The sequence below is a fragment of the Pelomonas sp. Root1217 genome, from assembly GCF_001425705.1.
Lineage (GTDB): Bacteria > Pseudomonadota > Gammaproteobacteria > Burkholderiales > Burkholderiaceae_C > Pelomonas.
Window position 1 is genome coordinate 564,503 of sequence record NZ_LMDC01000001.1, and the last position, 24,530, is coordinate 589,032.

Sequence of the window (24,530 nt, forward strand, 5' to 3'; positions counted from 1 at the left end):
TCAACTTGCAATCGTCCCCTCAGGCCGCACATCGGCCTGAGAAAGAGAGGTCTTCATGTCCGGACATCCCATCCTCCCCGCCGATCCCATCACGCTGCCGCTGCTGCCGCTGCGCGACGTGGTCGTTTTCCCGCACATGGTCATCCCGCTGTTCGTGGGCCGGCCCAAGTCCATCAAGGCGCTCGAAGCCGCGATGGAAGCGGGCCGCCAGATCATGCTGGTCGCCCAGAAGGCCGCCGGCAAGGACGAGCCCAAGCCGGAAGACATGTTCGAGGTCGGCTGCGTCTCCAGCATCCTGCAAATGCTCAAGCTGCCCGACGGCACCGTGAAGGTGCTGGTCGAAGGCCTGCAGCGCGCCACGACCCTGTCCATCACCGAACCGGGTGAGCACTTCGTTGCTGAAGTGACTCCCATCCCGCCAGAGACCGAACATGCGCCTGAAGTCGAGGCCCTGCGCCGCGCCGTGACGCAGCAGTTCGACCAGTACGTCAAGCTCAACAAGAAGATCCCGCCGGAGATCCTCACGTCCATCGGCGGCATCGACGACCCGGGCCGCCTGGCTGACACCATCGCCGCCCACCTGCCGCTCAAGCTCGACGCCAAGCAGGCCGTGCTTGACTTGGCTGAAGTGGCCAAGCGTCTGGAGAAGCTGCTTGACCTGCTCGAGCACGAAGTCGACATCCTGCAGGTCGAAAAGCGCATCCGTGGCCGCGTCAAGCGCCAGATGGAGAAGAGCCAGCGCGAGTACTACCTGAACGAACAGGTCAAGGCCATCCAGAAGGAACTCGGCGACGGCGAAGAAGGCGCCGACATGGAGGAGCTCGAGAAGAAGATCATCGCGGCCCGCATGCCCAAGGAAGCGCGCAAGAAGGCCGACGCCGAACTGAAGAAGCTCAAGCTCATGTCGCCCATGTCCGCTGAAGCGACGGTGGTGCGCAACTACATCGACACCCTGGTCAACCTGCCCTGGAGCAAGAAGACCAAGATCAAGCACGACCTCAAGAACGCCGAGGATGTGCTCAACGAAGACCACTACGGCCTCGAGAAGGTCAAGGATCGCATCCTTGAATATCTCGCGGTGCAGCAGCGCGTCGAGAAGGTCAAGGCGCCCATCCTGTGCCTGGTCGGTCCTCCGGGCGTCGGCAAGACCTCGCTCGGCCAGAGCGTGGCCCGCGCCACCGGTCGCAAATTCATCCGCATGGCGCTGGGCGGCGTGCGCGATGAAGCCGAGATCCGCGGCCACCGCCGCACCTACATCGGCTCCATGCCGGGCAAGGTGCTGCAGTCGCTGACCAAGGTGGGCACGCGCAATCCGCTCTTCCTGCTCGACGAGATCGACAAGCTGGGCATGGACTTCCGCGGCGACCCGTCGTCGGCGCTGCTCGAGGTGCTGGACCCGGAGCAGAACCACACCTTCGGTGACCACTACATCGAGGTCGACTTCGACCTGTCCGACGTGATGTTCGTCGCCACGTCCAATTCGATGAACATCCCACCGGCCCTGCTGGACCGCATGGAAGTGATTCGCCTGTCGGGCTACACCGAGGATGAGAAGGTCAATATCGCGCAGACCTATCTGCTGCCCAAGCAACGCAAGAACAACGGCGTGCTGGACGAGGAACTGGACGTCACCGAGTCGGCCGTGCGCGGCATCATCCGCTACTACACGCGGGAGGCCGGTGTGCGTTCGCTTGAACGCGAGATGTCCAAGATCTGCCGCAAGGTGGTCAAGGGCATCCAGCTCAAGACCTACGAAGGCAAGGTCACCGTCACTGAGGACAACCTCAACGACTTCCTGGGCGTGCGCAAGTACGACTTTGGACGCGCCGAGAAGAAGAACCAGGTTGGCCAGGTGGTCGGTCTTGCGTGGACGGAAGTGGGCGGTGATCTGCTAACCATCGAAGCCACCGCGATGCCGGGCAAGGGCAACATCATTCGCACCGGTTCGCTGGGCGACGTGATGAAGGAGTCCGTTGAGGCTGCCCGCACGGTAGTGCGTTCGCGCGCCCGCCGCCTGGGCATCAAGGACGAGGTCTTCGAGAAGCGTGATGTGCACGTGCACGTGCCTGATGGCGCCACGCCCAAGGACGGCCCGAGCGCGGGTGCTGCGATGACCACGGCCTTCGTGTCGGCGCTGACCGGCATCCCGGTGCGTGCCGATGTCGCGATGACTGGCGAAATCACGCTACGCGGCGAAGTCACCGCCATCGGTGGCCTCAAGGAAAAGCTGCTCGCGGCCCACCGTGGCGGCATCAAGACCGTGATGATTCCGGAAGAGAACGTCAAGGACCTTCAGGACATCCCCGAGAACGTCAAGAACCAGCTCGAGATCGTGCCGGTGCGATGGATCGAACGCGTGCTCGAGGTCGCCTTGGAAGCGATGCCAACGCCGTTGCCCGACGAAGAGGTGGCCGTTGCCGCCGCCAAGCCGGAAGAGGGCGCGGCCAAGAGCACGGTGGTGCCGCACTGAGTGCGACTGGCTTGTCATCCGACCAAAAATTGGATTACACTGCCAGCTTCGCTAGATAGGCAGCTGCATAGCTGACTAGCTAGGGAAATGAAGGAAACAAAGCGGGATTAGCTCAGTTGGTAGAGCGATACCTTGCCAAGGTATAGGTCGAGAGTTCGAGCCTCTTATCCCGCTCCAAGATTTTCCGAAAGGGAAGCCCAGGCTTCCCTTTTCCGTCAGGGTCGCACCAAACGGCTCTGGCTTGGGTTTACGGCGGCGCGATAGCAAAGCGGTTATGCCCCGGATTGCAAATCCGGTTAGTCCGGTTCGACTCCGGATCGCGCCTCCAAAAATTTGGTTTCAAGCACCATGCGGGTGTAGCTCAGTTGGTAGAGCGCAACCTTGCCAAGGTTGAGGTCACGAGTTCGAGCCTCGTTACCCGCTCCAAAAAATCGGTCGCACCGATGTTTAGCTGCGAGGCTGAATGAAATGCGCGGGTGTAGCTCAGTTGGTAGAGCGCAACCTTGCCAAGGTTGAGGTCACGAGTTCGAGCCTCGTTACCCGCTCCAATTCACGGGAGATTCGATCAGTCGGATCTCCCGTTTTCTTTTCTGCGGCCTGGATAATCTGCTCGCCGCGCGGGTGGCGAAATCGGTAAACGCAGCGGACTTAAAATCCGCCGTCTCGAAAGGGACGTACGGGTTCAAGTCCCGTCCCGCGCACCAGGTGCTTCATCACGTCGCGTCGACGGCGAGCCGGCAGGGAGTTTCATGGACGTCTTTCATCGGGCCGGGATGGCCTTGACTTTCTTGGCGCTGACAGCGTGTGCGAGTCCGCGCCTGGAAAATCTGAGGAACCCCGGAGCCGATTTGCAGGCGGATGCCGCAGCGTGCCAGCGAGAGGCGGAGCGTGCCGCGAAGTTGGACCAATTGGCTCGGCCGCCGGCGTTCGAGGATGCCTGCACCGGCTGCCAGAACCATGCGCAGAACCGGCAGATGAGAGTCGAACTTGGTGCTCTTGGCACGCAGAAGCGCTGCATGGCTGCACGGGGCTGGCGGCAAGTCTCCTGACTGCCGCCGGCACATCCTCAAATGGCCAGCGTCTGCTGGCCGTTTTGGGTTTCGGGCTGCCACGCCTGGACGTTCAATCGGCGCCACCCCAGCACACGTTCGATCCAGATGCTCAAGGCAGTTGGGTCGCCGCTGGTTTCGATGTTCAGTGCGGCTTGATCCGCCGGCATGGGCGCCCATAGCGCCACTGTGCGGCGGGCGACGGCGGTCTCGATTCGCAGCAGTTCGACGTTCGGACCAAGGGCTGCCCGCCATAGCGGCTCGATCAGCGGGTAGTGGGTGCAACCCAGCAACGCCGTGTCGACGCTGGCCGTACGCAGCGGTTCGCAATACCTCTGCACGAGTGAACGCAGCTCAGGGCTGTCAAGGTCGCCGGCTTCAATATGGTCGACGACACCGGCACAACCTTGCACGACCACCTCACGATCGCCGGCGTGGCGCTCGATCAGTGAACGCAATCGTGCGCTGGCTGCCGTGGCCGGCGTGGCCAGCAGGCCGATCCGGCCATTGCGCGTCGCGGCAACCGCGGGTTTGATGCCCGGCTCGGTGCCCACGAAGGGAAGGTTGGGCCAACGCGCACGCAACGCCTCGATGGCGTGCGCCGTGGCCGTGTTGCAGGCGACGACGATGAGTTCGGCACCGCTGGCGATCAGATGTTCGGCGATGACCAGGCTGCGCTGTCGGATGTCTTCGGGCGTGCGAGCGCCGTAGGGGGCATAGGCCGTGTCGGCGAGGTAGCGCAGGCGCGCACCGGGCAACAGCTGGCGCAGTTCGTGCAACACCGTGAAGCCGCCGACACCGGAGTCGAAGATGCCGATTTCTCGGCTCGGGAAGGGATCGATCTGCATGGGCTCGAGCAGTCTAGCTTCGCGATTCGAGAGGCCTCTCCAGAAAGAGTTCCGGCGGCGTCGGCGGTCGTCTGGCTAGAATCGAACGATCGTGCTTTTTTGTGCGTCGCTCGCTGCAACAGCGCCCGTAGAATCTGATTAACGTTTACGTCAATTTGAGCTGGAGTTTCCGATGAAGGTCTTGGTTCCTGTCAAACGCGTGGTCGACTACAACGTCAAGGTGCGCGTCAAGAGCGACGGCACGGGCGTGGATATCGCCAACGTCAAGATGTCGATGAATCCCTTTGACGAGATCGCCGTCGAAGAGGCTGTTCGCCTGAAGGAGAAGGGCGCAGTCACCGAAGTGATCGCCGTGTCCTGCGGTGTTACGCAGTGCCAGGAGACCCTGCGCACCGCCATGGCTATCGGCGCGGACCGCGCCATCCTCGTCGAGACGCCCGCCGATATCGAACTGCAGCCGCTGGCCGTGGCCAAACTGCTGAAGGCGCTGGTCGACAAGGAAGGCCCGAGCCTGGTCATCCTTGGCAAGCAGGCCATCGACGACGATTGCAACCAGACCGGCCAGATGCTGGCCGCGCTGACCGGCATGCCGCAAGGCACCTTTGCCTCCAAGGTGGAAATCGCCGGCGACAAGGTCACCGTCACGCGCGAAGTCGACGGCGGCCTCGAGACGGTGTCGCTGAGCCTGCCGGCCGTCGTGACGACTGACCTGCGCCTGAACGAGCCGCGCTATGTGACGCTGCCCAACATCATGAAGGCCAAGAAGAAGCAGCTCGACATCATCAAGCCCGCCGACCTGGGCGTTGACGTGACGCCGCGCATCAAGACGCTCAAGGTCAGCGAGCCGCCCAAGCGCGGTGCTGGCGTGAAGGTGCCGGATGTGGCGACGCTCGTCGCCAAGCTGAAGAACGAAGCCAAGGTCATCTGACCGTTCGCCCCCGATTTGGAGACTTGAGATGACCGCACTCGTCATTGCCGAACACGACAACGCCTCGATCAAGGGCGCCACCCTGAACACCGTCACGGCCGCTGCCGCCACCGGCGGTGAAGTCCATGTGCTGGTCGCGGGCCACAACGCTGGCGCCGCTGCTGCGGCCGCTGCGCAGATCGCCGGCGTCACCAAGGTGCTGCATGCCGACTCCGCCGCGCTGGCCGAAGGCCTGGCCGAGAACGTCGCCGCGCAGGTGATCGCGCTGGCATCCGGTTACAGCCACCTGCTGTTCCCGGCTACCGCCGCGGGCAAGAATGTCGCGCCGCGCGTCGCTGCGCTGCTCGACGTCGCCCAGCTGAGCGACGTGACCAAGGTCATCAGCGCCGACACTTTCGAGCGCCCGATCTACGCCGGCAACGCCATCGCCACCGTGCAGAGCGGCGATGCGACCAAGGTGCTGACCGTGCGCACGACCGGCTTCGACCCGGCGGCTGCCAGCGGTGGCTCGGCCACCGTCGAGACCGTGGCTGCTGCTGCCGACAGCGGCAAGAGCAGCTTCGTCGGCCGTGAGGTGACCAAGAGCGACCGACCGGAACTGACCGCTGCCAAGATCATCGTGTCCGGTGGCCGCGCGCTGGGTTCGAACGACAAGTTCATGGAAGTGCTGACCCCGCTGGCCGACAAGCTGGGCGCTGCCCTCGGCGCTTCGCGCGCCGCGGTCGACGCCGGCTACGCGCCCAACGACTGGCAGGTCGGCCAGACCGGCAAGATCGTCGCGCCGCAGCTCTACATCGCGGCCGGCATCTCGGGTGCCATCCAGCATCTGGCCGGCATGAAGGACTCCAAGGTCATCGTCGCCATCAACAAGGACGCCGAAGCGCCGATCTTCTCGGTGGCCGACTACGGCCTGGAAGCCGACCTGTTCGTGGCCGTGCCCGAACTTGTCGCCGCGCTGTAAACCGCCGCTCGCTGACCACACCCGGGCGCCCCGACCTTCGTCGTCGCGGCGCCCTTTTTGTTTCCGCCAGGAGGAACAAATGAGTTACCAAGCTCCCGTCAAGGACATGCTCTTCAACATCCAGCACCTCGCCGGGCTGGAAACGCTAACGCAGCAAGTCCCTGCCTTCGAGGACTTCGGCCTGGACACGGCGGCGGCCGTGCTGGAGGAGTGCGCCAAGCTGACCGAGGACGTCATCGCGCCGCTGAACTTCGAAGGCGACAAGAACCCGTCGAGCTGGAAGGACGGCGTGGTCACGACGACGCCGGGCTTCAAGCAGGCCTTCCGTGCCTATGCCGAAGGCGGCTGGCAGGGGCTGGTGCACCCGACCGAGTTCGGTGGCCAGGGCGCGCCCAAGACGATCGCGGCGGCCTGCAACGAGATGCTGCAGGCGGCCAACATGAGCTTTGCACTGTGCCCGCTGCTGACCGACGGCGCCGTCGAGGCGCTGTTGACTGCGGGAAGCGATGAGCAGCGCTCGGTCTACATCCCCAAGCTGCTGGACGGCTCGTGGACCGGCACGATGAACCTGACCGAGCCGCAGGCCGGCTCGGACCTGGCGCTGGTGCGCACGCGCGCCGAGCCGCAGGGTGACGGCAGCTACAAGATCTTCGGCACCAAGATCTTCATCACCTATGGCGAGCACGACATGGCCGAGAACATCGTCCATCTGGTGCTGGCCCGCGTGGTGGGTGCTCCCGAGGGCGTGAAGGGCATCAGCCTGTTCCTGGTGCCCAAGTTCATGGTCAATGCCGATGGCAGCCTGGGCGCGCGCAATGACGCCCACTGCGTCTCCATCGAGCACAAGATGGGCATCAAGGCGAGCCCGACGGCGGTGCTGCAGTTCGGCGACCACGGCGGTGCGATCGGCACCTTGATCGGCCAGGAAAACCGCGGCCTGGAGTACATGTTCATCATGATGAACGCGGCTCGCTACGGCGTCGGCCTGCAGGGCATCGCGATCGCCGACCGCGCCTACCAGAAGGCCGTCGCCTACGCGAAGGACCGCGTGCAGTCCCGCCCCGTGGACGGCTCGGTGGCCGGCAGCGCCGCCATCATTCATCACCCCGACGTGCGCCGCATGCTGATGACGATGCGCGCGCTGACCGAAGGCTGCCGCTCGATGGCCAGCACCGCCGCAGCGGCCTTCGATGCGGCCCATCACCACCCCGACGCGGACGCGCGCAAGCAGAACCAGGCCTTCTACGACTTCATGGTGCCGCTGGTTAAGGGCTACAGCACCGAGATGAGCCTGGAGGTCACTTCGCTGGGCGTGCAGGTGCATGGCGGCATGGGCTTCATCGAGGAGACCGGCGCGGCGCAGTACTACCGCGACGCCAAGATACTGACCATCTACGAGGGCACCACCGCCATCCAGGCCAACGACCTGGTGGGCCGCAAGACTTCGCGTGACGGTGGTCAGCTGGCCCGCGGCATCGCCGGCCAGATCGAGGTGACGGAGGGCGAACTGACCCGGCGTGACAGCGTCGCCGCGCGCGCCGTGCTGAAGTCGCTGCGCGCTTCGCGCGAGGACTTCCTGGCCGCGGTCGACTTCATCGCCGGTGCCGCCAAGGGCAACCCCAATGCGGCCTATGCCGGCTCGGTGCCCTACCTGATGCTGGCGGGCAACCTCGTTGCCGGCTGGCAGCTGGCGCGCGCGCTGATGGCCGCGGAAGACGCCTTGGCGACTGACAAGGAATTCATGGCCGCCAAGATCGTGACCGCGCGCTTTTATGCCGAACACATCCTGCCGCGTACCCGCTCGCTGCGCGCCGCCATCGTCGATGGCGCGGACAGCGTGACCGAGCTCAGCCTCGAAGCTTTCTGACGGAGTCCCCCTTGGCCCTGCCTCCCATCCTGAAGAACCTGCCGCTGCCGGCCATCGGCTCGCCCCTGTTCATCATCAGCAACCCCAAGCTCGTCATCGAGCAGTGCAAGGCCGGCGTCGTCGGCTCCATGCCGGCGCTCAACGCCCGGCCGGCGGAGCTGCTCGACGAATGGCTGGCCGAGATCACAGAGACCTTGGCGGCCTACAACCGCGCCAACCCGGACAGGCCGGCCGCGCCGTTTGCCATCAACCAGATCGTGCACAAGAGCAACGAGCGCCTGGAGCACGACATGCAGGTCTGCGCCAGGTACAAGGTGCCGATCATCATCACGAGCCTGGGCGCGCGCGAGGACGTGAACAACGCCGTGCATGGCTGGGGCGGCATCGTGCTGCACGACATCATCAACAACAAGTTCGCCAGGAAGGCCATCGAGAAGGGCGCCGACGGCCTCATCGCCGTGGCCGCGGGCGCGGGTGGCCATGCCGGCGTGAAGAGCCCGTTCGCGCTGGTCCAGGAGATCCGCGAGTGGTTCGACGGCCCGCTGGCGCTGTCGGGCTCAATGGCAACGGGCGACGCCATCCTGGCCGCCCAGGCCATGGGTGCCGACCTGGCCTACATCGGCTCGGCCTTCATCGCCACCGACGAAGCCCGCGCCAGTGACGCCTACAAGCAGATGATCGTCGCCAGCAACAGCGACGACATCGTCTACAGCAACCTCTTCACCGGCGTGCACGGCAACTACCTGCGCGGCTCCATCGTGGCGGCCGGCATGGACCCGGACAAGCTCCCCGAGAGCGACCCCAGCGCGATGAACTTCGGCGGCAGTGCGGCCAAGGCCTGGAAGGAAATCTGGGGCAGCGGGCAGGGCATCGGCGCGGTGCGCGAGGTGCTGCCTGCGGCGCAACTGGTGGCGCGTCTGAAGCGCGAGTACCAGGCCGCACGGGAGCGCCTGGCGCTGAACTGAAGCGCACCGCCTTATGCGACGGCCGCCCTCGGGCGGCCGTTTCCTTAGGTGAGTTTCCTGTCCCAGAAGCGGGCGACTCATGAAAACGTCCCGCACGGGTTTTCCATGAAACCGCTTTCGCACCTCTCCCGGGAGGATGCCAAGCAAATCTGAAAGCGCTTTCAGTCGGTTTCAGATGGCGACCTGCCCCCGGCAGCGGCTGCATGTCCGGGGAGCGCAGTAGGTCTTCGCAGTCGAGACACCGGCCAGGGACGAGCCATGCCGCCCGTCCAGCGTTGGGACCCCGAACGACCCGCCGATTCCCGACGACGAGCGGGCAAGGAGACAGAGGTGATTCTTGTTTTGCGTTGCTTGCGCCTGATGGGCGCTTGTTGGTTGCTGGCTGTTTCGGGTCTTGGCCTGCTTGGCACCACACCCGCCCTGGCCCAGGACTACACCCAGGGCGTCGACGTCAGCGGCACGACCGCCACGATCTGGTTCAAGTCCAATGTGTCGACCGCCTGGGTCGACGCCCACTACACCGTCAACAACGGCCCTCAGCAGAACATCCGCATGACGGCCGCCAACGGCCGCTATGAGCAAAAGGTCACCGTGGCCACCGGCAACGTGCTCGGCTACTTCTTCACCTACAACAACGGCACGCCGGCCTACGACACGCCCAGGTTCAGCTACACCGTCGGCTCGCCCCCTGTGGCGAGCGGCCCGGTCTGCTTCTACGCGGACATCAACTACACCGGCGACAGCTTCTGCGGGAGCGCCGATTCGAGCTGGATCGGTGCCGCCTGGAACGACCGCGTGTCGTCCGTGAAGGTGCAGGCCGGCTACCAGGCCACGCTGTTCAACGACGTCAGCTACGGCGGCGGCTCGCTGGTGCTGACGGCCAACGAGCCCAACCTCGTCAACCGCGGCTTCAACGACCTGACCTCGTCCTACCGCGTCGGCACCAGCACCAACACCGGTGCCTGGAACGGCCGCACGACGTTCAACATCGTCAACCAGACCGGCGGCCGCTGGCCCGACGACCAAGTCTACTGGGCCATCATCGGCAAGGACTGGGCCACCGGCAAGTTCGTGCGCGTGGATGCGGCCGGCAACTTCATCCCGATGTCCACCGCCGACAACGGCGCGCTGACCAAGGGCGGCCAGACCTACACCAACTACTTCCACAAGCTCAGCAACACCCGCTCCATCACCATCCCGGCGCTGAACTCGGCCCGCGTGCTGATGTCGGTGGGCTCGCCGATGTACATCAAGGTCGTCGTCGATGGCAACGGCAACATCGGCTATGCCGGTGCCAACATCGAGAACCCGACCGATCCCAACATCGACGTCATCTTCGACTTCGGCGAGATGGCCATCATCCCGCTGGGCCAGCCGGATCAGGGCATCTTCATCAATACCACCCGCGTCGACCACTTCGGCTTCCCGCTGAAGCTGCGCGTGCAAGGCGGTGGCGGCTACGACCAGACCGTGGGCGAGGCGTTGACCGAGACGCGTGACCAGCTCTTCAGCAAGTTCATCGCCGAAGTGCCGGCGCCGTTCAAGCCTCTGGCCCAGGCACCGTACTCGCCGTACCGCATCATGGCCCCTGCCCATGGCACCTTCAAACCCGGCCAGGCCAACACCAACTACCTGCAGCCCTATATCGACGCCGTCTGGGCCCGCTACCGCAACGAGGACCTGGTCTTCACGCTGCAGAACCTGGGCACCTTCCGCGGTCGCGTCAGCGGCGATCGCTTCACCTTCACCGGCGGCTCGCCGGCCGGCACCTTCTACATCAACGGCAAGCCCGACACCGCCATGGTCCTGCTGGGCGCCGGCCTGCTGGCGGACGCGAGCGGCAACCCGACCAACACCGGCACGCAGCTGCAGCTCCAGGCCCAGATCTGCGCCGCGTTGAACCGCCACGTGATGGAGCAGCCGGCCAACTGGTACGTGCAGACGGCCCACTACCCGGTCGGCCAGCTCGGCAACTGGTACGCCAAGTTCTGGCACGACCACAGCATCAACAAGAAGGCCTACGGCTTCGCGTACGACGACGTGGGCGACTTCAGCCCGTCGCTGCACACGACGGCGCCGACGACGGTCACTTACACGATCGGCTGGTAAGCCCCAGGCGCTTGCAAAAGGCCTCGCGATGCGAGGCCTTTTGAGCTTTGGACGGCGTGGCCGCTGGTCAGGCCGTGCGGCGACGGGCGCCGCCTGCTCCGAGGAGGGCTACAGCGGCCAGCGCCAGGCTACCGGGTGTGGGCACGGAGAACAGTTCTCCTCTGAGATCACCTACGTTGGAGGCGCTGGTGCAACTGGGGACCGAGCAAACGCCCCATCCGTAGCCATTTGCCAGATTGATGGGCGCCGTACCGCCCGCGTCGGTCAACGGGTTCGAAACCGTGATCCAAAGGGTTGTCTGGCCTGTGTAATCGGCGGCGGCCGTTTCGGTGAACAGGAAGTAGGTTCCACCGACGGTCGGGTAGAACTGGTTCGTCAGCGTGAAGGGCGAACCCGGAGAGCCGGTGGTAAGGAGGATGCTGATGTCCGAGACCAGGTCAAGGCTGGCGTCGTAGGTGAACCCGCCGGCGACGGCGCTGCCATCGGTCAGGCTCAGGCCGTCCACCGACCAGCGCACGGGTGCGGCATGGGCGGCCAGGCAGGTCGCGGCAAGCGCCATGGCTGCCAGCATCGAGCGGATATTCATGGGAACTCTCCTTCACGGGTGGTGACCACGTTCGCCGGTACCGACTCCAGGGGACGCCCGGCTCTGCACAAGGTGACGCAGATTCCGTACCAGAGCGCCGCCTTCCTGGGGTGGCGGGCTCAACGCCGCGGGTCAGCAGGGCTGGCTGTAAAGAAGCCCGACACGATTTCGCGCCGTGCCCTTGGCGCAGCCGGAAGGGTCCGCTGGCGGCTCAGCGTCTTGCGTTGATCCGCCAGGCGGGCAGCGTCCACCCCGTCCACAGTGCCAGGCCGCGCAGCGCCACGGCGGTTGCCGCCGCTGCGCTGATGGTGGCCCACTGCGGCCAGCCCAGCGTGACGGCGCTGACCAGCACCCAGCCGCCGACAAAGCTGCACAGGGCGTACGGTCGGTGGTCGTGGAAGGCCGCGGGGATTTCGTTGCAGACGATGTCGCGCAGCACGCCGCCGAAGACCGCGGTGATGACGCCCATCAGCACGGCGACGATGGCCGGCATGCCGGCGTCCAGCGCCACCAGCGTGCCGTTGGCCGTGAACAGGCCCAGGCCCAGCGCGTCGGGCCACTGGATGGCGCGTTCGGTCAGCGCCAGGTGACGGCGGCGCATCAGCAGCATCGCGGCCAGACACAGCCCCATCAGCGCCCACAGCCAGTCGGCATGCTCGACCCAGAAGAAGGGCCGGCGGTCCAGAAGCACATCGCGCAGCGTGCCGCCGCCGAAGGCCGACAGACCGGCGACCACGCACAGGCCGACGACGTCAAGCTGCTTGCGCGCGCCGGCCAGCAGGCCCGACAGCGCGAAGGCCAGGGTGGCGGTGATTTCCACCGCCGACTGCAGCGTGGAGAAATTGATGACGGGAGGCTTCACCCGCGCATCATCACTTCAGCGTCGCCCACTTCGCCTGGGGTGCGTCGTTGGCGGAATGCGGGATCGTCAGGCCCGCCTTCATCGCCCAGGGCCGCACCTGGTGGTGGATGGGAATGAACAGGTACTCGTCGCGCGTGCGCTTGAGCGCTTCCTGCATCAGCGCCAGGCGCTTGGGCACGTCAGTCTCGACCTTCATCTGCTGCACCAGCGCATCGACCTTGGCGTCGCTGACCCTGGAGAAATTGCCCTTGCCGTCGGCGCCGCCGGTCTTGGTGTGGACGATGTCCTGCAGCGTGTATTGCGCATCGAAGGTCGTCACGCCCCAGCCGTACATGTACAGCGGCAGCTCGTAGCGCTGCATGGCGGCCGAGTGCTGGGTCATGGGCTGGGTCGACAGCCTGGCCTTGATGCCGACGCGGGTCCACATCGACACCACCGCCTGGCAGATCTCCTCGTCATTGACGTAGCGGTCATTGGGGCAGGCCAGTGGCACCTCGAAGCCGTCGGGGTAGCCGGCCTCGGCCAGCAGCTGCCTGGCACGCGCCACGTCGGGCTTTTGCACCGCGTCCAGTTCGGCCGAATGACCGTAGGCCACCGGCGCGACCATGATGGCCGCCGGCACCGACAAGCCACGCATCAGGCTGCGCTTGATGGCCTCGCGGTCGATCGCCAGCGACATCGCCTCGCGCACGCGGCGGTCCTTGAAGGGGTTCTTGCCCTTCACGTTGCTGCCCTTGATCTCGTCGCTGCCGAGGTCCAGCGCGAAGAAGATGGTGCGGTTCTCGGGCCCGTCGATGACCTTGAGGCGCGGATCGGCCTTGAGCTTGGCGACATCCTGCGGCGGCAGGTCGGTCAGCAGGTCCAGGTCGCCCGACAGCAGGGCAGCCACGCGTGTGGCATCGGACTTGATCGGCAGATAGGTCAGCTCGGTGATGTTGCCCTTGGGCTTGTCCCACCAGTCCTTGTTGGCCACCATGTTGATGCGCTGGTCCGGCTGCCAGGCCATGATCTTGAAGGGCCCCGTGCCCATGGCATTGCGCGAGGCATAGGTGTCCTCCTTGGCCTTGAAGTCCTGCGGGTTCTCGGAGCGGTTCTTCGTTGCCCAGGCCTTGCTGAGGATGCGCACATAGGTCAGGTTGCGCGTCAGCACGGGGTTGGGGCCTTCCAGCACGAAGTCGACCGTGAAGTCGTCGATCTTCTTCACCTCCTTGATGCCGGAGGCGTAGATGACCATGTTGCTGGCGGGATGCTTGATGCGCTGCAGGCTGAAGAGCACGTCGTCGGCGGTGAACGGCGTGCCGTCATGGAATTTGACGCCGCGGCGCAGGTCGAAGCGCACCAGCGTCGGCGTCACGAAGGTCCACTTCGCGGCCAGCGCCGGCTCGACGTCGAACTTCTCGGTGTACCGCGTCAGGCCCTCGTAGGCATAGCCGGTGATGGTCGAGGTGGCCGAGTGGTTTTGCGAATGCGGGTCCAGCGTCTGGATGTCGTTCTGGGCCGCCCAGCGCAGCGGGTTGCCCGTGGCAGCCAATGAAGTGACCAGCCAGGCGGCGGCCCAAAGCGTGGAAAGTTTCATGAGCTTCATGGGAGGGTGGTGAAGCGGGCCTCGAAGGTGTCATTCGAGCGGTGCAGGGTCTGGACGCCGGGTTTCATGGCCCAGGGCCGGATCTGATGATGCACCGGAATGAAGAAGGATTCGTCGCGCACGCGCAGCAGGGCCTCGCCGATCAGCGCATTGCGGGCCGCGGTGTCGGGCTCGAACTGGATGCGCTCGACGAGGCTGTCCAGCGTCGGGTCGGCGAGGCGATTGAAGTTCTGGCCGCCGTTGCCGCGGGTGTCGCGGCTGTGGCCCCAGCCCTGCAGGCCCTGGTGAGCGTCGTAGGTCGGCATCGCGATGCCGATCAGGTAGAAGGGCGATTCGTAGCGCTCCAGCGCCTGGATGTGCAGGCTCATGGGCTGCGCGTTCAGCCGTGCGCGCACACCGATGCGTGCCCACATCGCCACTGCCGCCTGGCAAATCTGCTCGTCGTTGACATAGCGGTTGTTGGGGCAGCGCAGCGGCACCTCGAAGCCCTGCGGATAGCCGGCCTCGGCCAGCAGCTTGCGCGCCTTGTCGGGATCGGCCTTCACGGGTGTGTCCAGCGCGGCTTCGTACCCGTTGACGCCCGGCGGCACCATCAGCGCCGCGGGCACGGACAGGCCGCGCATGATGCTGCGCTTGATGGCCTCGCGGTCCAGCGCCAGGTTCAGCGCGTCGCGCACCCGCTTGTCCTTGAAGGGGTTTTTGCCTTTGACGCTGGAATCGCGCAGTTCCTCGCTGCCTTGGTCCATCGCGAAGAACACTGTGCGCACTTCGGCGCCCTCCATCAGCTTGAGTCGGTTGTCCGTCTTGAGCCGCTGATAGTCCTGCGGCGGCACATCGGTGACGATGTCGACGTCACCCGACAGCAGCGCCGCCACGCGCGTGGGCGCCGACTTGATCGGCAGATAGGTCAGCTCGGTGATGTTGCCCTTGTTGCTGTCCCACCAGTCCTTGTTGATGACCATCTGCACGGCCTGGTCGGGCTGCCCGCTGACGAGCTTGTACGGCCCGGTGCCGTTGGCGTTGCGCGAGGCGTGGTTCTCTTCCTTGGCCTTGAAGTCCTCGACGTGGCTGGCATGGTTGCGCAGCGCCCAGGTGCGGCTGAGGATGGCGAAGCTGACGAGATTCTGCAGCAGCAGCGGCGCGGGCGCCTCCAGCATCACGTCGATGCTGTAGTCGTTGATCTTGCGGATCTCGCGGATGCCCGACACATAGGCCTGCATCGCGCCCTGCGGCTCGCGGATGCGCGCGAAACTGAACACCACGTCGTCGGCCGTGAAGGGGCTGCCGTCGTGGAACTTCACGCCACGGCGCAGCTCGAAGCGCACCTGGGTGGGCGACAGATACGTCCAGCGCGTCGCCAGCGCCGGCTCAGGCTGGTAGTTCTCGCCGCGCCGCGTCAGGCCCTCGTAGACCTGCGCGGCGATGGTCAGCGAGGTGGTGTGGTTCTGCGAATGCGGGTCCAGCGTCAGGATGTCGTTCTGCGCGGCCCAGCGCAGCGGGGCCGCGCTGGCGGACAGGGCGGCAAACAGCCCGCAGGCCAGGGCCATGAGAACGCCATGTCGCGCCCTCACTTGATGGTGGTGTAGCGAGCCTCGAAATAGTCGTTCGAGCGGTGGATGGTCTCGACGCTCGGCTTCATCGCCCAGGGCCGGATCTGGTGGTGGATGGGCACGAAGAGGTATTCGTCGCGGATGCGCAGCAGGGCTTCCTTGATGAGGGCGTTGCGCTTGGGCACGTCGGGCTCGAACTTGATCTTCTGGATCAGGCCGTCGAGCGTCGCGTCGCTGACCTTGCCGAAATTGAAGTTGCCGTCCGCGCCGTTGGTGCGCGTGTGGCCCCAGGCCTGCATGCCGTAGAGGGCGTCGTACGTGGAGACGCCCCAGCCCAGCATGTAGAACGGCGACTCGCCGCGCTGGAAGGTCTGGCTGTGGGTGGAGAAGGGCTGCGCGATCAGGCGCACCTTGACGCCGATCTTGGCCCACATCGACACCGCCGCCTGGCAGACCTGCTCATCGTTGACATAGCGGTTGTTGGGGCAGTGCAGCGGCACCTCGAAGCCCTGCGGGTAACCGGCCTCGGCGAGCAGCTTGCGCGCCTTGTCGAGGTCGGGCTTCAGCGGCGTGTCCAAGGCCGCGTCATAGCCATTCACACCCGGCGCGATCATCAGCGCTGCCGGCACCGACAGGCCACGCATGATGCTGCGCTTGATGGCCTCGCGGTCCAGGGCCAGGTTCATGGCCTCGCGCACTTTTCTGTCCTTGAAGGGGTTCTTGCCCTTCACGCTGGACTCGCGCAGTTCCTCGCTGCCCTCGTCCATGACGAAGAAGACGGTGCGGATCTCCGAGCCTTCCAGCAGCCTGACCTTGCCTTCTTCCTTGAGCTTGAAGAAGTCCTGCGGCGGCAGGTCGGTGACGATGTCGACGTCGCCCGACAGCAGGGCCGCCACGCGCGTCGGCGGAGACTTGATCGGCAGATAGCTCAGCTCGGTGACATTGCCCGGGTTCTTGTCCCACCAGTCCTTGTTGGCCACCATCTTGACGGCCTGGTCGGGCTGCCAGCTCACCAGCTTGTAGGGCCCGGTGCCATTGGCATTGCGGCTCGCGAAGTTCTCTTCCTTGGCCTTGTAGTCCTGCGTGTTGGTCGTGTTGTTCTTGGTCGACCAGACCTTGCTCATGATGGGGAAGCTGATGATGTTCTGCAGCAGCATCGGCGTGGGTGCCTCGAGGATGAAATCGACGGTGTGGTCGTCGATCTTCTTGACCTCCTTGATGCCCGACACATAGGTCTGCTTGGTGCCTTGCGGCTGGGTGATGCGGCCGAAGCTGAAGACGACGTCGTCGGCCGTGAACGGCGAGCCGTCATGGAACTTGACGCCCTTGCGCAGCTCGAAGCGCACCTGGGTCTGGGAGAGGTAGGTCCACTTGGTCGCCAGCGAGGGCTCGGGCCGGTACTCGCGGCTCAACCGCGTCAAGCCCTCGTAGATGTGGGTGCCGATGGCGTTGGAGGTGTTGTGGTCCTGCGAGTGCGGGTCCAGCGTCAGGATGTCGTTCTGCGCGGCCCAGCGCAGTGGGGCGGCAGTGGCCACTCCCAGCGTCAGTGCGGCCAGCAGGGGCAGGAGTCGGAGCAGAGATTTCATGCGGCTTTCCTTGAGAATGGCAGGTCGGCAGAAGCCGAAAATACTAGCCGCGCCCCTCGGGTTGCCGGCTACGGTTTTCCCTCGGGTTCTAGTGAGCAATCGCAACCAACGCCGGCGGCGATCCAGCGCTTCACCAGCCAGCCGCCGAACCTCCCGACGAGGCCGCTCGGTTGCGCCGCTAGTGCGCCGCACACATAGCGTGCGCCGTCCCAGCGCAGTGCGACGCATGCACCTTTGAGGCGCCGGCTCAGCACGACGCCCAGCGGGCAGGGCTCAGCCAGGCAGCAGACGCCGCAGCCGTTGCAAGCCTGGCCGAACGCGGGCTTGGGCGGCGCGTCGGGGTGGATTTGAATGATCCGTGTCTGGCCCATGGGTTGAATCATGGGCCAGAAGATGGCCCGGACCGCAGCGCCTGCCGCAATCGGCTCGCCACCTCGCCCGCCTGTTCGGTCCTGACATTGGTGAAGCCGATCAACAGGCCCTGTCCGGCCTCGTGCTGGACGGCATGGGCAGACAGCGCGGACGGCGCCAGGCCCTGAGCGCGGGCGCGCAAGACCAAGCCGGTGTCCGGCTCGTGTCCGGGGAAGCGGGCCAGCAGCGTGAGGCCGCCCTCGGGAGCCGCCAGCGCGATGCCGTTGCCGAATTCAGCTTGCAGGGCGCGGGTCAGCGCCATGCTGCGTTCGGCATAGCGAAGCCGCATGCGGCGCAAATGCCGGGCGTAGTGGCCGCCGGCCATGAAGGCCGCCAGAGCAGCCTGTTCCTGCTGGGCATGGCCGCGGTGGGACAGTTCGCAGGCAGCGGTCGTGGCCTCGACCCAGGCGGCGGGTGCGACGAGATAGCCCAGCCTCAGCCCGGGGAACAAGGTCTTGCTGAAGCTGCCGGCGTAGAACACCCGGTCGTGCCGGTCGATGCTTTTTAGCGCCGCCGGCTTGCGGCCGACGTAGTGGAATTCGCTGTCGTAGTCATCTTCCAGCACCCAGGCGTCGGCGGCCTGAGCCCAGTCGAGCAGCGCCTGGCGGCGTTGGGATGACAGCGCCACGCCCAGCGGGCTCTGGTGGCCAGGCGTGACGACGGCGAGCCGGGCGGCCGGGTGATGTTGCCGCGCATAGGCCACGTCCAGGCCGGCCGCATCGACCGGGATGAAGGCCAACTGCAGCTGCGCCGCTTCCAGCGCGCGCCGCGCGAAGCGGTAGCCGGGATCCTCGAACCAGACTTCCGCGCCCGACGGTGCCACCAGGCCCACCACCAGTTGCTGCGCGGCCTGGTAGCCGGCCGTGACGAAGACCTGGGCGGGGTCGCAGGCAATACCGCGCGACACCAGCAGGTAGGCCGCAATGGCGGCGCGCAGCTCCGGCAGGCCGCGCGGGTCGGGGTAGCAGAAGCGCTGGGCGTCCAGACGCCGTGCCGCGCTGGCCGTCAGGCTGGCCCAGAGCGTGCGTGGGAACAAGTCCAGCGCCGGCAGGCCGCCGCGAAAGGGCCAGAGGTAGTCGTCGGGCAAGGTGAAGGCCGCTGCCCGCGCGATGGCAGGCGTCGCACCCTGCATCAGGCTGCCCGGCTTCAGGTCGGGCGCCACCACGGTGCCGGCTGCACCGCGCCCCAGGATGCAACCCTCACCGGCCAGCCGCCCATAAGCCGCGTCGACGGTGCCGCGGGCCACATTGAGCTGGGCGGCCAGGCTGCGCGTGGACGGCAGGCGCTCGCCTGGCGCCAGCCGCCCGTCTGCGATGGCCTCGCGGATGCGCTGGTAGACCTGGTCCTGCAACGGTTGGGCCGACGCGGTTTCCAGGCGCAGCGCATCCAGCAGGGAGGGAGTTGGCGGTGCGCTCATGGCCCAGTCAATTCGCGCGGATTTGGCTCTGTTGGATCGGGCCATTCTCCGGGAGAGTCTGGGCATGGACACGCAGCTTCGATCTTCCGCCGCCGACATGGGCGCCAGGGCACCGCTCTCCGCGGGCCGGCAGGCCCTCGCGCTCGCGCCGGCCCTCGCGGCGATGAGCTACCCGTTCTGGTTGCGGGCCTTCCATGCCGTCGGCCCGCAATGGCCTCTCGCGGCGCTGCCGCTGCTGGCTGCCTTCGCGATGCCGCTGGTCGCCGCGCTGCTGTGGTTGCGCGCGGCCCGCATGGCGCCCGGCTCGGTCTTCGAACTCCGAGCACGTCGCCTGGCGCTGCTGGGTGTCGCGGCGCCGCCGCTGTTCGTGTTCTGCGCCTTCCTGTTGGGCGTGCTGGGCCGCCCGATCTCCGAGCCGCTGGCTTGGGTGGCCGCATGGTTGGCCGCTGGCCTGTGGGCGTGGGCGGCCCCCCGCAGGGCCGAGCCCGTGACCGCCCCGCCGGCGGACATGACCGCGCGCGCTGCCCATGGCGTGGTGGCGGCGATGGTGCTGGCCTTCATCGGCTTTCACCTCGTCAACCACCTGTTCGGGCTGCTGGGGCCGCAGGCGCATGCGGCCGTCATGAAGGCTGGGCGCGGCGTCTACCGCATGCCCGCGGTCGAAGCCATGCTGGTGGCGCTGCTGTTGCTGCAGCTCTGCCTTGGCGCGTGGCTGGCCTGGCGCTGGAGTCGGTTGCGCATGGATGTCTACCGCGCCGTGCAAGTGATGACAGGTGTCTATCTCGGCTTCTTCCTGCTCACGCACATGAACTCGGCCCTGGTGTCGGCGCGCGCCTTGCGAGGCATCGAGACCGACTGGGCCTGGGCCTCGGGCGCGCCGCAAGGCCTGCTGCTGGACGCCTGGAACATCCGCCTGCTGCCGCACTATGCGCTGGGCGTGTTCTGCGTGCTCGCCCATCTGTGCTGCGGCCTGCGCAGCGTGCTGCTGGCGCATGGCTGGCGGGCGGCGAGCGTCGACCGCGGCTGGATGGCGGGTTTGATTGCCGCGGCCGCGGTGTCGATGCTCGTCGTGGCCGGCTTGTGCGGACTGCGGTTGCCCCGCGCTTGAGTCCACGCTGCGAGACGCTAGGCTCCACGCAGGCGCTGTCCCTTCCACCACACCGCACGACAGGAGAGTTCAAGATGTCCAAGGTCAGAGTCGCCGCCTTCAGCATTTCCATCGACGGTTTCGCGGCAGGGCCGCGCCAGAGCCTGGAGGCGCCACTGGGCGCGGGCGGCGAGCAGCTGCACGAGTGGATGTTCCCGACGCGCACCTTCAAGCAGATGCTCGGCAGCGAAGGCGGCAGCACCGGCGTCGATGATCGCTTCGCGGTGCGCAGCTTCGAAGGTGTCGGCGCCTGGATCCTGGGCCGCAACATGTTCGGTCCCGTGCGCGGCCCCTGGCCCGACGAGACCTGGAAGGGCTGGTGGGGCGTCAATCCGCCCTACCACGTGCCCGTGTTCGTGCTAACCCACCACGCCCGGCCGCCCCTGCAGATGGAAGGCGGCACGACCTTCCATTTCGTGACGGACGGAATCGAAGCCGCGCTGCGGCAGGCGAAGCACGCCGCCGCGGGCAAGGACGTGCGCATCGGTGGCGGTGCTCAGACGATCCGTCAGTACCTGCAGGCCGGCCTCATCGACGAGATGCACCTGGCCCTCTCGCCGGCGCTGCTGGGCAGCGGCGAGTCGCTGCTGGGCGGCCTGGACATGCCGGCCCTTGGCTGGCGCGTCACCGAGCGCGAAAGCTCAGGGCAGGCAATGCATGTAGTGATGGCGAGGTGACACCACAGATCGCGCGAGCGTCGACGCCGACGTCCGGCGGGGCGATTGCACAAGCGGCTTGATGGGCCGCGCCCCAGCGACGGATTTCCTCGGCCACCGGCAGCACCGACAGCCCGCGCGGCGTGAGCGCGTATTGCACGACGGCCGGCACGGGCCCCGTGCGCTCGCGGCTCACCAGGCCGTCGGCCTGCAGCTCGCGTAACTGCTCCGCCAGCACCTTGGCCGACACGTCCGGCAGGCTGCGCCGCAGCGCTGCGAAGTGTAGTGGACCATCGGCCAGCCGGTACACCACAAACAACTTCCAGCGCCCGCCGATGGCCGCCAGCGCCGCCGTCAGCGCGCAGCCGGGGATGGCGTTGCCACGCGCTGAACGAGGGCGGTTACCTGCAGGTGCCTTCTTGGCAGTGGACATGGTGCTGCATAGAGTGAACCGGGTCAGTCTAGTCACCCATCCGAGTTCATGCCTTCCCAACACACCCGCCGCACTGCCGCTTCCCTGTTCGTTGCCGCCGGCGCCAGTGCCATCGCCGCACCGGCAGCCAGCGCGCCGCCGCTGCCCGCAACGCCGGCGGGCCTGCCGCAGGACTTTGATTTCGAGCACGGCAACTGGCGCACGTCGCTGCGCCGCCGCCTGCGGCCCCTGAGCGGTTCCGACACCTGGGCCGAGTACACGGGCACAACCCTCGTGCACCCTCTGCTAAGCGGCCGCGCGAATCTCGTCGAGCTGGATGTCTCGGGCCCCGAGGGTCGCATCCAGGGTCTGTCGCTGCGGCTCTTCGAGGTGCAGAGGCAGCGGTGGACGCTCAACTTCTCCAACGCAGCATCGGGCACGCTCGCCGCGGCAATGGTGGGCGGTTTCGGCGGCAGCCCACGTGGCCTGTTCTACAGCGCCGAGGACTTCAACGGCCGGCCCATCCTGGTGCGTTTCGTCATCGAGTCTCTCAACGCCGACCGCTGTCGCTTCGAGCAGGCATTTTCAGCGGATGGGGGCGTGACATGGGAGGTCAACTGGGTTGCGGTGGATACGAGGAGGTCATACTGAAGCGATGGAGAGACCCACGAGCGAACAGATTGCGGCGTTGCCGCCTTACCCCGCGCTGCCGCTCGACCGTATCCATGTGCTTCGCGATGCGGACCAATGCGAGTTCGCTGAAGCAGAACTGCGCTTGGCCGGGCAGGTCGGCTTCGACACCGAGAGCAAGCCCATGTTCGTCGCTGGCGGTGAGCAGACGGGACCGCACATCGTGCAGTTCGCGACCGCGGGGCATGCCTTCATCGTGCATACGGAAGCGCCGGAGACTGCAGGCTTCCTGCGCGCCATCCTTGAGTCTGAGGTCATCGTCAAGGTGGGGTTCGGCATCGTGTCCGACCGCGTGCCCCTGCTCAGGAAGCTCGGCGTGCAGCTCAGCGGTGGGGTCGACGTTTCGCACATGGTGCGGCGACTGGGTTTCCAGCAGGCCGTCGGCCTCAGGGCCGCCGTTGCCATCGTGCTGGGCCAGCGCATGCCCAAGTCCAAGAAAGTCACCACCTCCAACTGGGCCACCCGCAAGCTCAGCCCCCAGCAGCTGCAGTACGCGGCCAACGACGCGCACGCGTCGCTGCTGGTGTATCAGGCGCTCCAGGCGATGCCAATGGAGCTTGCGAGAGCTTCATCTCCATGAGTGGCCCTGCCAACGGCCACCCTCCAGCCGTCCGAGTTCTAAACTCAAGAGATGAAGCCGGTCCTGACTTGTCTGGTGGCGACCCTGTTCGCCAGTGCCGGACTGCAGGCCCATGAAAGTCCCTGCGGGCCGTATCAAGTGGCCTTTTACGAAACGGGCTTGCTGTATTTCAAGAATGCCGCAGGCGACTACGTCGGCATCGACCGCGACGTCGTCGAGGAAGTCAGCAGGCGCACGGGCTGCTCCTTGGTGCGAGTCATGGAGTCCCGCGTGCGAATCTGGACGGCGTTGGCCGGGGGTGCGCTTGACATGACAGTCTCGGGCATAGAAACGCCTGAGCGGCAGCGGTTTGCGCATTTCGTTCCTTATGTCCTGAACAATCGCAACTACCTGATCGTGCGTAACGAGCTGGCTGCCACGACGAAGACCATGGACGAATTCCGGGCGCGAAAGCCCCTGCGTCTGGGGGTAGTCAAGGGTTTTGTCCATGGCGCAACGCTGGACGCCTGGATCGAAGCGCTCCGTCGCGAAGGCCGCATCGATGAAGTGGCAGATCTGGAAGTTCTCGCCAGAGTCTTTGCGGTAGGGCGCGTTGATGCCTTCCTCAGCCAACCGGTGGTCTGGGCCCCACTACTCAAGCGCAACCAGCTGGACGGAAAGGTTCAAATCCTCGACTTCGCGCCGCAGGACAACGCGGTCCTGGGGCTCGTGCTGTCGCGCCAGCGGGTTGCGGCCGTCGACGTCGACAAGATGCGCAACGCGATCGAGATGATGCGCACCGATGGCACGCTTGAGACGATTTTTGCGCGCTATGTTGACCGGCCGACAGCCCGAGCGCTTGCAGCGCGACCCGGCGGAAAGTAGCGGCAGGCAAGCGCCCGTCACACACGCTCGGTTTCGGAGCGCGGCAATGAATTGGAAAAGGGCGCCCGCGGCGCCCTTTCGACTTCGAAGACAGGCCTTCAGGTCTTCACGCCCAGCTCGCGCAGCCGCTCGTTCAGATAGCTGTCGGCTGTATAGCGATCGCTCAGCACGACGTTGTCGCGCGGATGCAGGAACAGCGGCAGCGACACGCGGCTCTTCTTCGCGCCTTCGCCGGTCGGGTTCACCACGCGGTGCTGGGTCGATGGGTAATAGCCCTCGGAGGCTTCCTGCAGCATGTCGCCGATGTTGATGGTCAGCGTGCCGAAGTCGCAGGGCACGTCGTGCCAGGCGTTGTCGGTGCCCAGCACCTGCAGGCCCGGCTCGTTGGCGGCGGGCAGGATGGTCAGCAGATTGATGTCGCCATGCGCTGCGGCGCGGATGGAGCCCACCGGCTCTTCGCCCGTCAACGGCGGGTAGCGCAGCACGCGCAGCAGGGTCTTGCTGCTGCCCTGGATCATGTTCGACAGTGGCTCGCGGTACTTGGCCGCGATCTCTGGCGGCGTGTAACGCTCCACCCAGCCCAGCAGTTCCTCCGCCAGCGCGTTGGCTTCGCGGTAGTAGGTGAGGGCATCTTCCTTCAGCTGCGGTGGGATGCGGCCCCACGGGTAGACGTGGAAGTACTCCTTGATGTCCTTCTGCTTGGAGCCCTTCGCAGTTTCGGAAATCTCCGTCGAGAAATAACCATCCTGCGTCTCCTTCGAAAACGCGAAACCGTGCTTGGCCTCGCTGTTGAAGAAGGCCAGCCAGTCGGCGTAGATCTTCTCGACCAGGGTTTGGCGGATCGGGTGGTTGGTCAGCACGCCGAAGCCGGTTTCGTGCAGGGAGCGGGTGAACTTTTCGGCCGCATCAGCGGCGCGGTAGTCGACGACCTGGACTTGCATGGGGAATCCTCGTTGTCCCTTGGCGCAGCCATTCAATCGCGGGGCT

Annotated in this window: 20 protein-coding genes and 5 tRNA genes; 16 read left to right on the plus strand and 9 right to left on the minus strand. The window is 66.0% G+C overall.

Translation table 11 applies throughout. From position 1 onward, the window contains the following. Window positions 1-55: 55 nt before the first annotated feature. From lon to ASC95_RS02670, 6 genes are all read left to right on the plus strand, one after another. Window positions 56-2,470 carry an endopeptidase La gene (gene lon / locus ASC95_RS02645; RefSeq protein ID WP_057296226.1) on the plus strand — a complete coding sequence of 805 codons (2,415 nt, stop codon included), beginning with the start codon at window positions 56-58 and terminating at the stop codon, window positions 2,468-2,470. A 101-nt stretch (window positions 2,471-2,571) separates the two neighbouring features. Further along, window positions 2,572-2,647: transfer RNA gene (locus tag ASC95_RS02650), tRNA-Gly, on the plus strand. A 77-nt stretch (window positions 2,648-2,724) separates the two neighbouring features. After that, window positions 2,725-2,798: transfer RNA gene (locus ASC95_RS02655), tRNA-Cys, on the plus strand. Between the two features lie 22 nt (window positions 2,799-2,820). Further along, window positions 2,821-2,896 (plus strand) — tRNA-Gly (locus ASC95_RS02660). Window positions 2,897-2,942: 46 nt separating this feature from the next. Beyond that, window positions 2,943-3,018 (plus strand) — tRNA-Gly (locus ASC95_RS02665). Window positions 3,019-3,085: 67 nt separating this feature from the next. Then, window positions 3,086-3,174: transfer RNA gene (locus ASC95_RS02670), tRNA-Leu, on the plus strand. A 362-nt stretch (window positions 3,175-3,536) separates the two neighbouring features. On the opposite strand, the gene murI is transcribed toward ASC95_RS02670, so the two are convergent. Beyond that, a complete protein-coding gene (murI, locus tag ASC95_RS02680; protein WP_057296228.1) occupies window positions 3,537-4,367 on the minus strand; it encodes a glutamate racemase in 831 nt (276 codons plus the stop codon). Between the two features lie 172 nt (window positions 4,368-4,539). On the opposite strand from murI, the gene ASC95_RS02685 reads away from it, so the two are divergent. The 5 genes from ASC95_RS02685 to ASC95_RS02705 all read left to right on the plus strand — a co-directional run bounded on the left by ASC95_RS02685 (window position 4,540) and on the right by ASC95_RS02705 (window position 11,197). Further along, window positions 4,540-5,295 (plus strand): electron transfer flavoprotein subunit beta/FixA family protein, encoded by a 756-nt coding sequence (locus ASC95_RS02685; protein ID WP_057296229.1) that lies wholly within the window; start codon window positions 4,540-4,542, stop codon window positions 5,293-5,295. Window positions 5,296-5,323: 28 nt separating this feature from the next. Beyond that, window positions 5,324-6,256 carry an electron transfer flavoprotein subunit alpha/FixB family protein gene (locus ASC95_RS02690; protein ID WP_057296230.1) on the plus strand — a complete coding sequence of 311 codons (933 nt, stop codon included), beginning with the start codon at window positions 5,324-5,326 and terminating at the stop codon, window positions 6,254-6,256. Window positions 6,257-6,335: 79 nt separating this feature from the next. Continuing rightward, window positions 6,336-8,123, plus strand: a complete 1,788-nt coding sequence (locus ASC95_RS02695) for an acyl-CoA dehydrogenase (RefSeq protein WP_057296231.1) — start codon at window positions 6,336-6,338, stop codon at window positions 8,121-8,123. Between the two features lie 11 nt (window positions 8,124-8,134). After that, the gene (locus tag ASC95_RS02700) at window positions 8,135-9,088 is read left to right on the plus strand and encodes a nitronate monooxygenase family protein (protein WP_057296232.1); all 954 of its coding nucleotides are present in this window, start codon (window positions 8,135-8,137) and stop codon (window positions 9,086-9,088) included. A 330-nt stretch (window positions 9,089-9,418) separates the two neighbouring features. Further along, a complete protein-coding gene (locus tag ASC95_RS02705) occupies window positions 9,419-11,197 on the plus strand; it encodes a beta-1,3-glucanase family protein (protein ID WP_235537666.1) in 1,779 nt (592 codons plus the stop codon). Window positions 11,198-11,264: 67 nt separating this feature from the next. Here the strand turns inward: ASC95_RS02705 and ASC95_RS02710 are convergent, their stop codons facing one another. The 6 genes from ASC95_RS02710 to ASC95_RS02740 form a co-directional block, all read right to left on the minus strand. Further along, window positions 11,265-11,783, minus strand: a complete 519-nt coding sequence (locus ASC95_RS02710) for a hypothetical protein (RefSeq protein ID WP_057296234.1) — start codon at window positions 11,781-11,783, stop codon at window positions 11,265-11,267. Between the two features lie 211 nt (window positions 11,784-11,994). After that, window positions 11,995-12,645 carry a trimeric intracellular cation channel family protein gene (locus tag ASC95_RS02715; RefSeq protein WP_057296235.1) on the minus strand — a complete coding sequence of 217 codons (651 nt, stop codon included), beginning with the start codon at window positions 12,643-12,645 and terminating at the stop codon, window positions 11,995-11,997. Window positions 12,646-12,655: 10 nt separating this feature from the next. Beyond that, a complete protein-coding gene (locus ASC95_RS02720) occupies window positions 12,656-14,221 on the minus strand; it encodes an ABC transporter substrate-binding protein (protein WP_369820577.1) in 1,566 nt (521 codons plus the stop codon). 5 nt (window positions 14,222-14,226) lie between these two features. Further along, a complete protein-coding gene (locus ASC95_RS02725; protein WP_057296237.1) occupies window positions 14,227-15,777 on the minus strand; it encodes an ABC transporter substrate-binding protein in 1,551 nt (516 codons plus the stop codon). A 20-nt stretch (window positions 15,778-15,797) separates the two neighbouring features. Further along, window positions 15,798-17,366 carry an ABC transporter substrate-binding protein gene (locus ASC95_RS02730; protein WP_157255923.1) on the minus strand — a complete coding sequence of 523 codons (1,569 nt, stop codon included), beginning with the start codon at window positions 17,364-17,366 and terminating at the stop codon, window positions 15,798-15,800. Between the two features lie 379 nt (window positions 17,367-17,745). Further along, on the minus strand, window positions 17,746-19,194 hold the full coding sequence (locus ASC95_RS02740) for a PLP-dependent aminotransferase family protein (protein ID WP_057296239.1): 1,449 nt from the start codon (window positions 19,192-19,194) through the stop codon (window positions 17,746-17,748). Window positions 19,195-19,258: 64 nt separating this feature from the next. On the opposite strand from ASC95_RS02740, the gene ASC95_RS02745 reads away from it, so the two are divergent. Next, on the plus strand, window positions 19,259-20,302 hold the full coding sequence (locus tag ASC95_RS02745) for a hypothetical protein (protein WP_057296240.1): 1,044 nt from the start codon (window positions 19,259-19,261) through the stop codon (window positions 20,300-20,302). A 74-nt stretch (window positions 20,303-20,376) separates the two neighbouring features. Next, on the plus strand, window positions 20,377-21,018 hold the full coding sequence (locus ASC95_RS02750) for a dihydrofolate reductase family protein (protein ID WP_057296241.1): 642 nt from the start codon (window positions 20,377-20,379) through the stop codon (window positions 21,016-21,018). On the opposite strand, the gene ASC95_RS02755 is transcribed toward ASC95_RS02750, so the two are convergent. Then, window positions 20,966-21,430 carry a helix-turn-helix domain-containing protein gene (locus ASC95_RS02755; RefSeq protein WP_200960059.1) on the minus strand — a complete coding sequence of 155 codons (465 nt, stop codon included), beginning with the start codon at window positions 21,428-21,430 and terminating at the stop codon, window positions 20,966-20,968. The genes ASC95_RS02750 and ASC95_RS02755 overlap by 53 nt on opposite strands. Before the next feature lie 48 nt (window positions 21,431-21,478). Here ASC95_RS02755 and ASC95_RS02760 point away from each other — a divergent pair, with 48 nt between their 5' ends. Genes ASC95_RS02760 through ASC95_RS02770 form a run of 3 tightly spaced genes read left to right on the plus strand, consistent with a single transcriptional unit; the run spans window position 21,479 to window position 23,543 of the window. Further along, on the plus strand, window positions 21,479-22,060 hold the full coding sequence (locus ASC95_RS02760; RefSeq protein ID WP_057296242.1) for a hypothetical protein: 582 nt from the start codon (window positions 21,479-21,481) through the stop codon (window positions 22,058-22,060). 4 nt (window positions 22,061-22,064) lie between these two features. Further along, on the plus strand, window positions 22,065-22,679 hold the full coding sequence (locus tag ASC95_RS02765) for a 3'-5' exonuclease (protein WP_057296243.1): 615 nt from the start codon (window positions 22,065-22,067) through the stop codon (window positions 22,677-22,679). A 51-nt stretch (window positions 22,680-22,730) separates the two neighbouring features. Further along, a complete protein-coding gene (locus tag ASC95_RS02770; protein ID WP_057296244.1) occupies window positions 22,731-23,543 on the plus strand; it encodes an ABC transporter substrate-binding protein in 813 nt (270 codons plus the stop codon). Window positions 23,544-23,641: 98 nt separating this feature from the next. On the opposite strand, the gene ASC95_RS02775 is transcribed toward ASC95_RS02770, so the two are convergent. Continuing rightward, the gene (locus ASC95_RS02775; protein ID WP_057296245.1) at window positions 23,642-24,484 is read right to left on the minus strand and encodes a 2OG-Fe(II) oxygenase family protein; all 843 of its coding nucleotides are present in this window, start codon (window positions 24,482-24,484) and stop codon (window positions 23,642-23,644) included. Window positions 24,485-24,530: the final 46 nt, after the last annotated feature.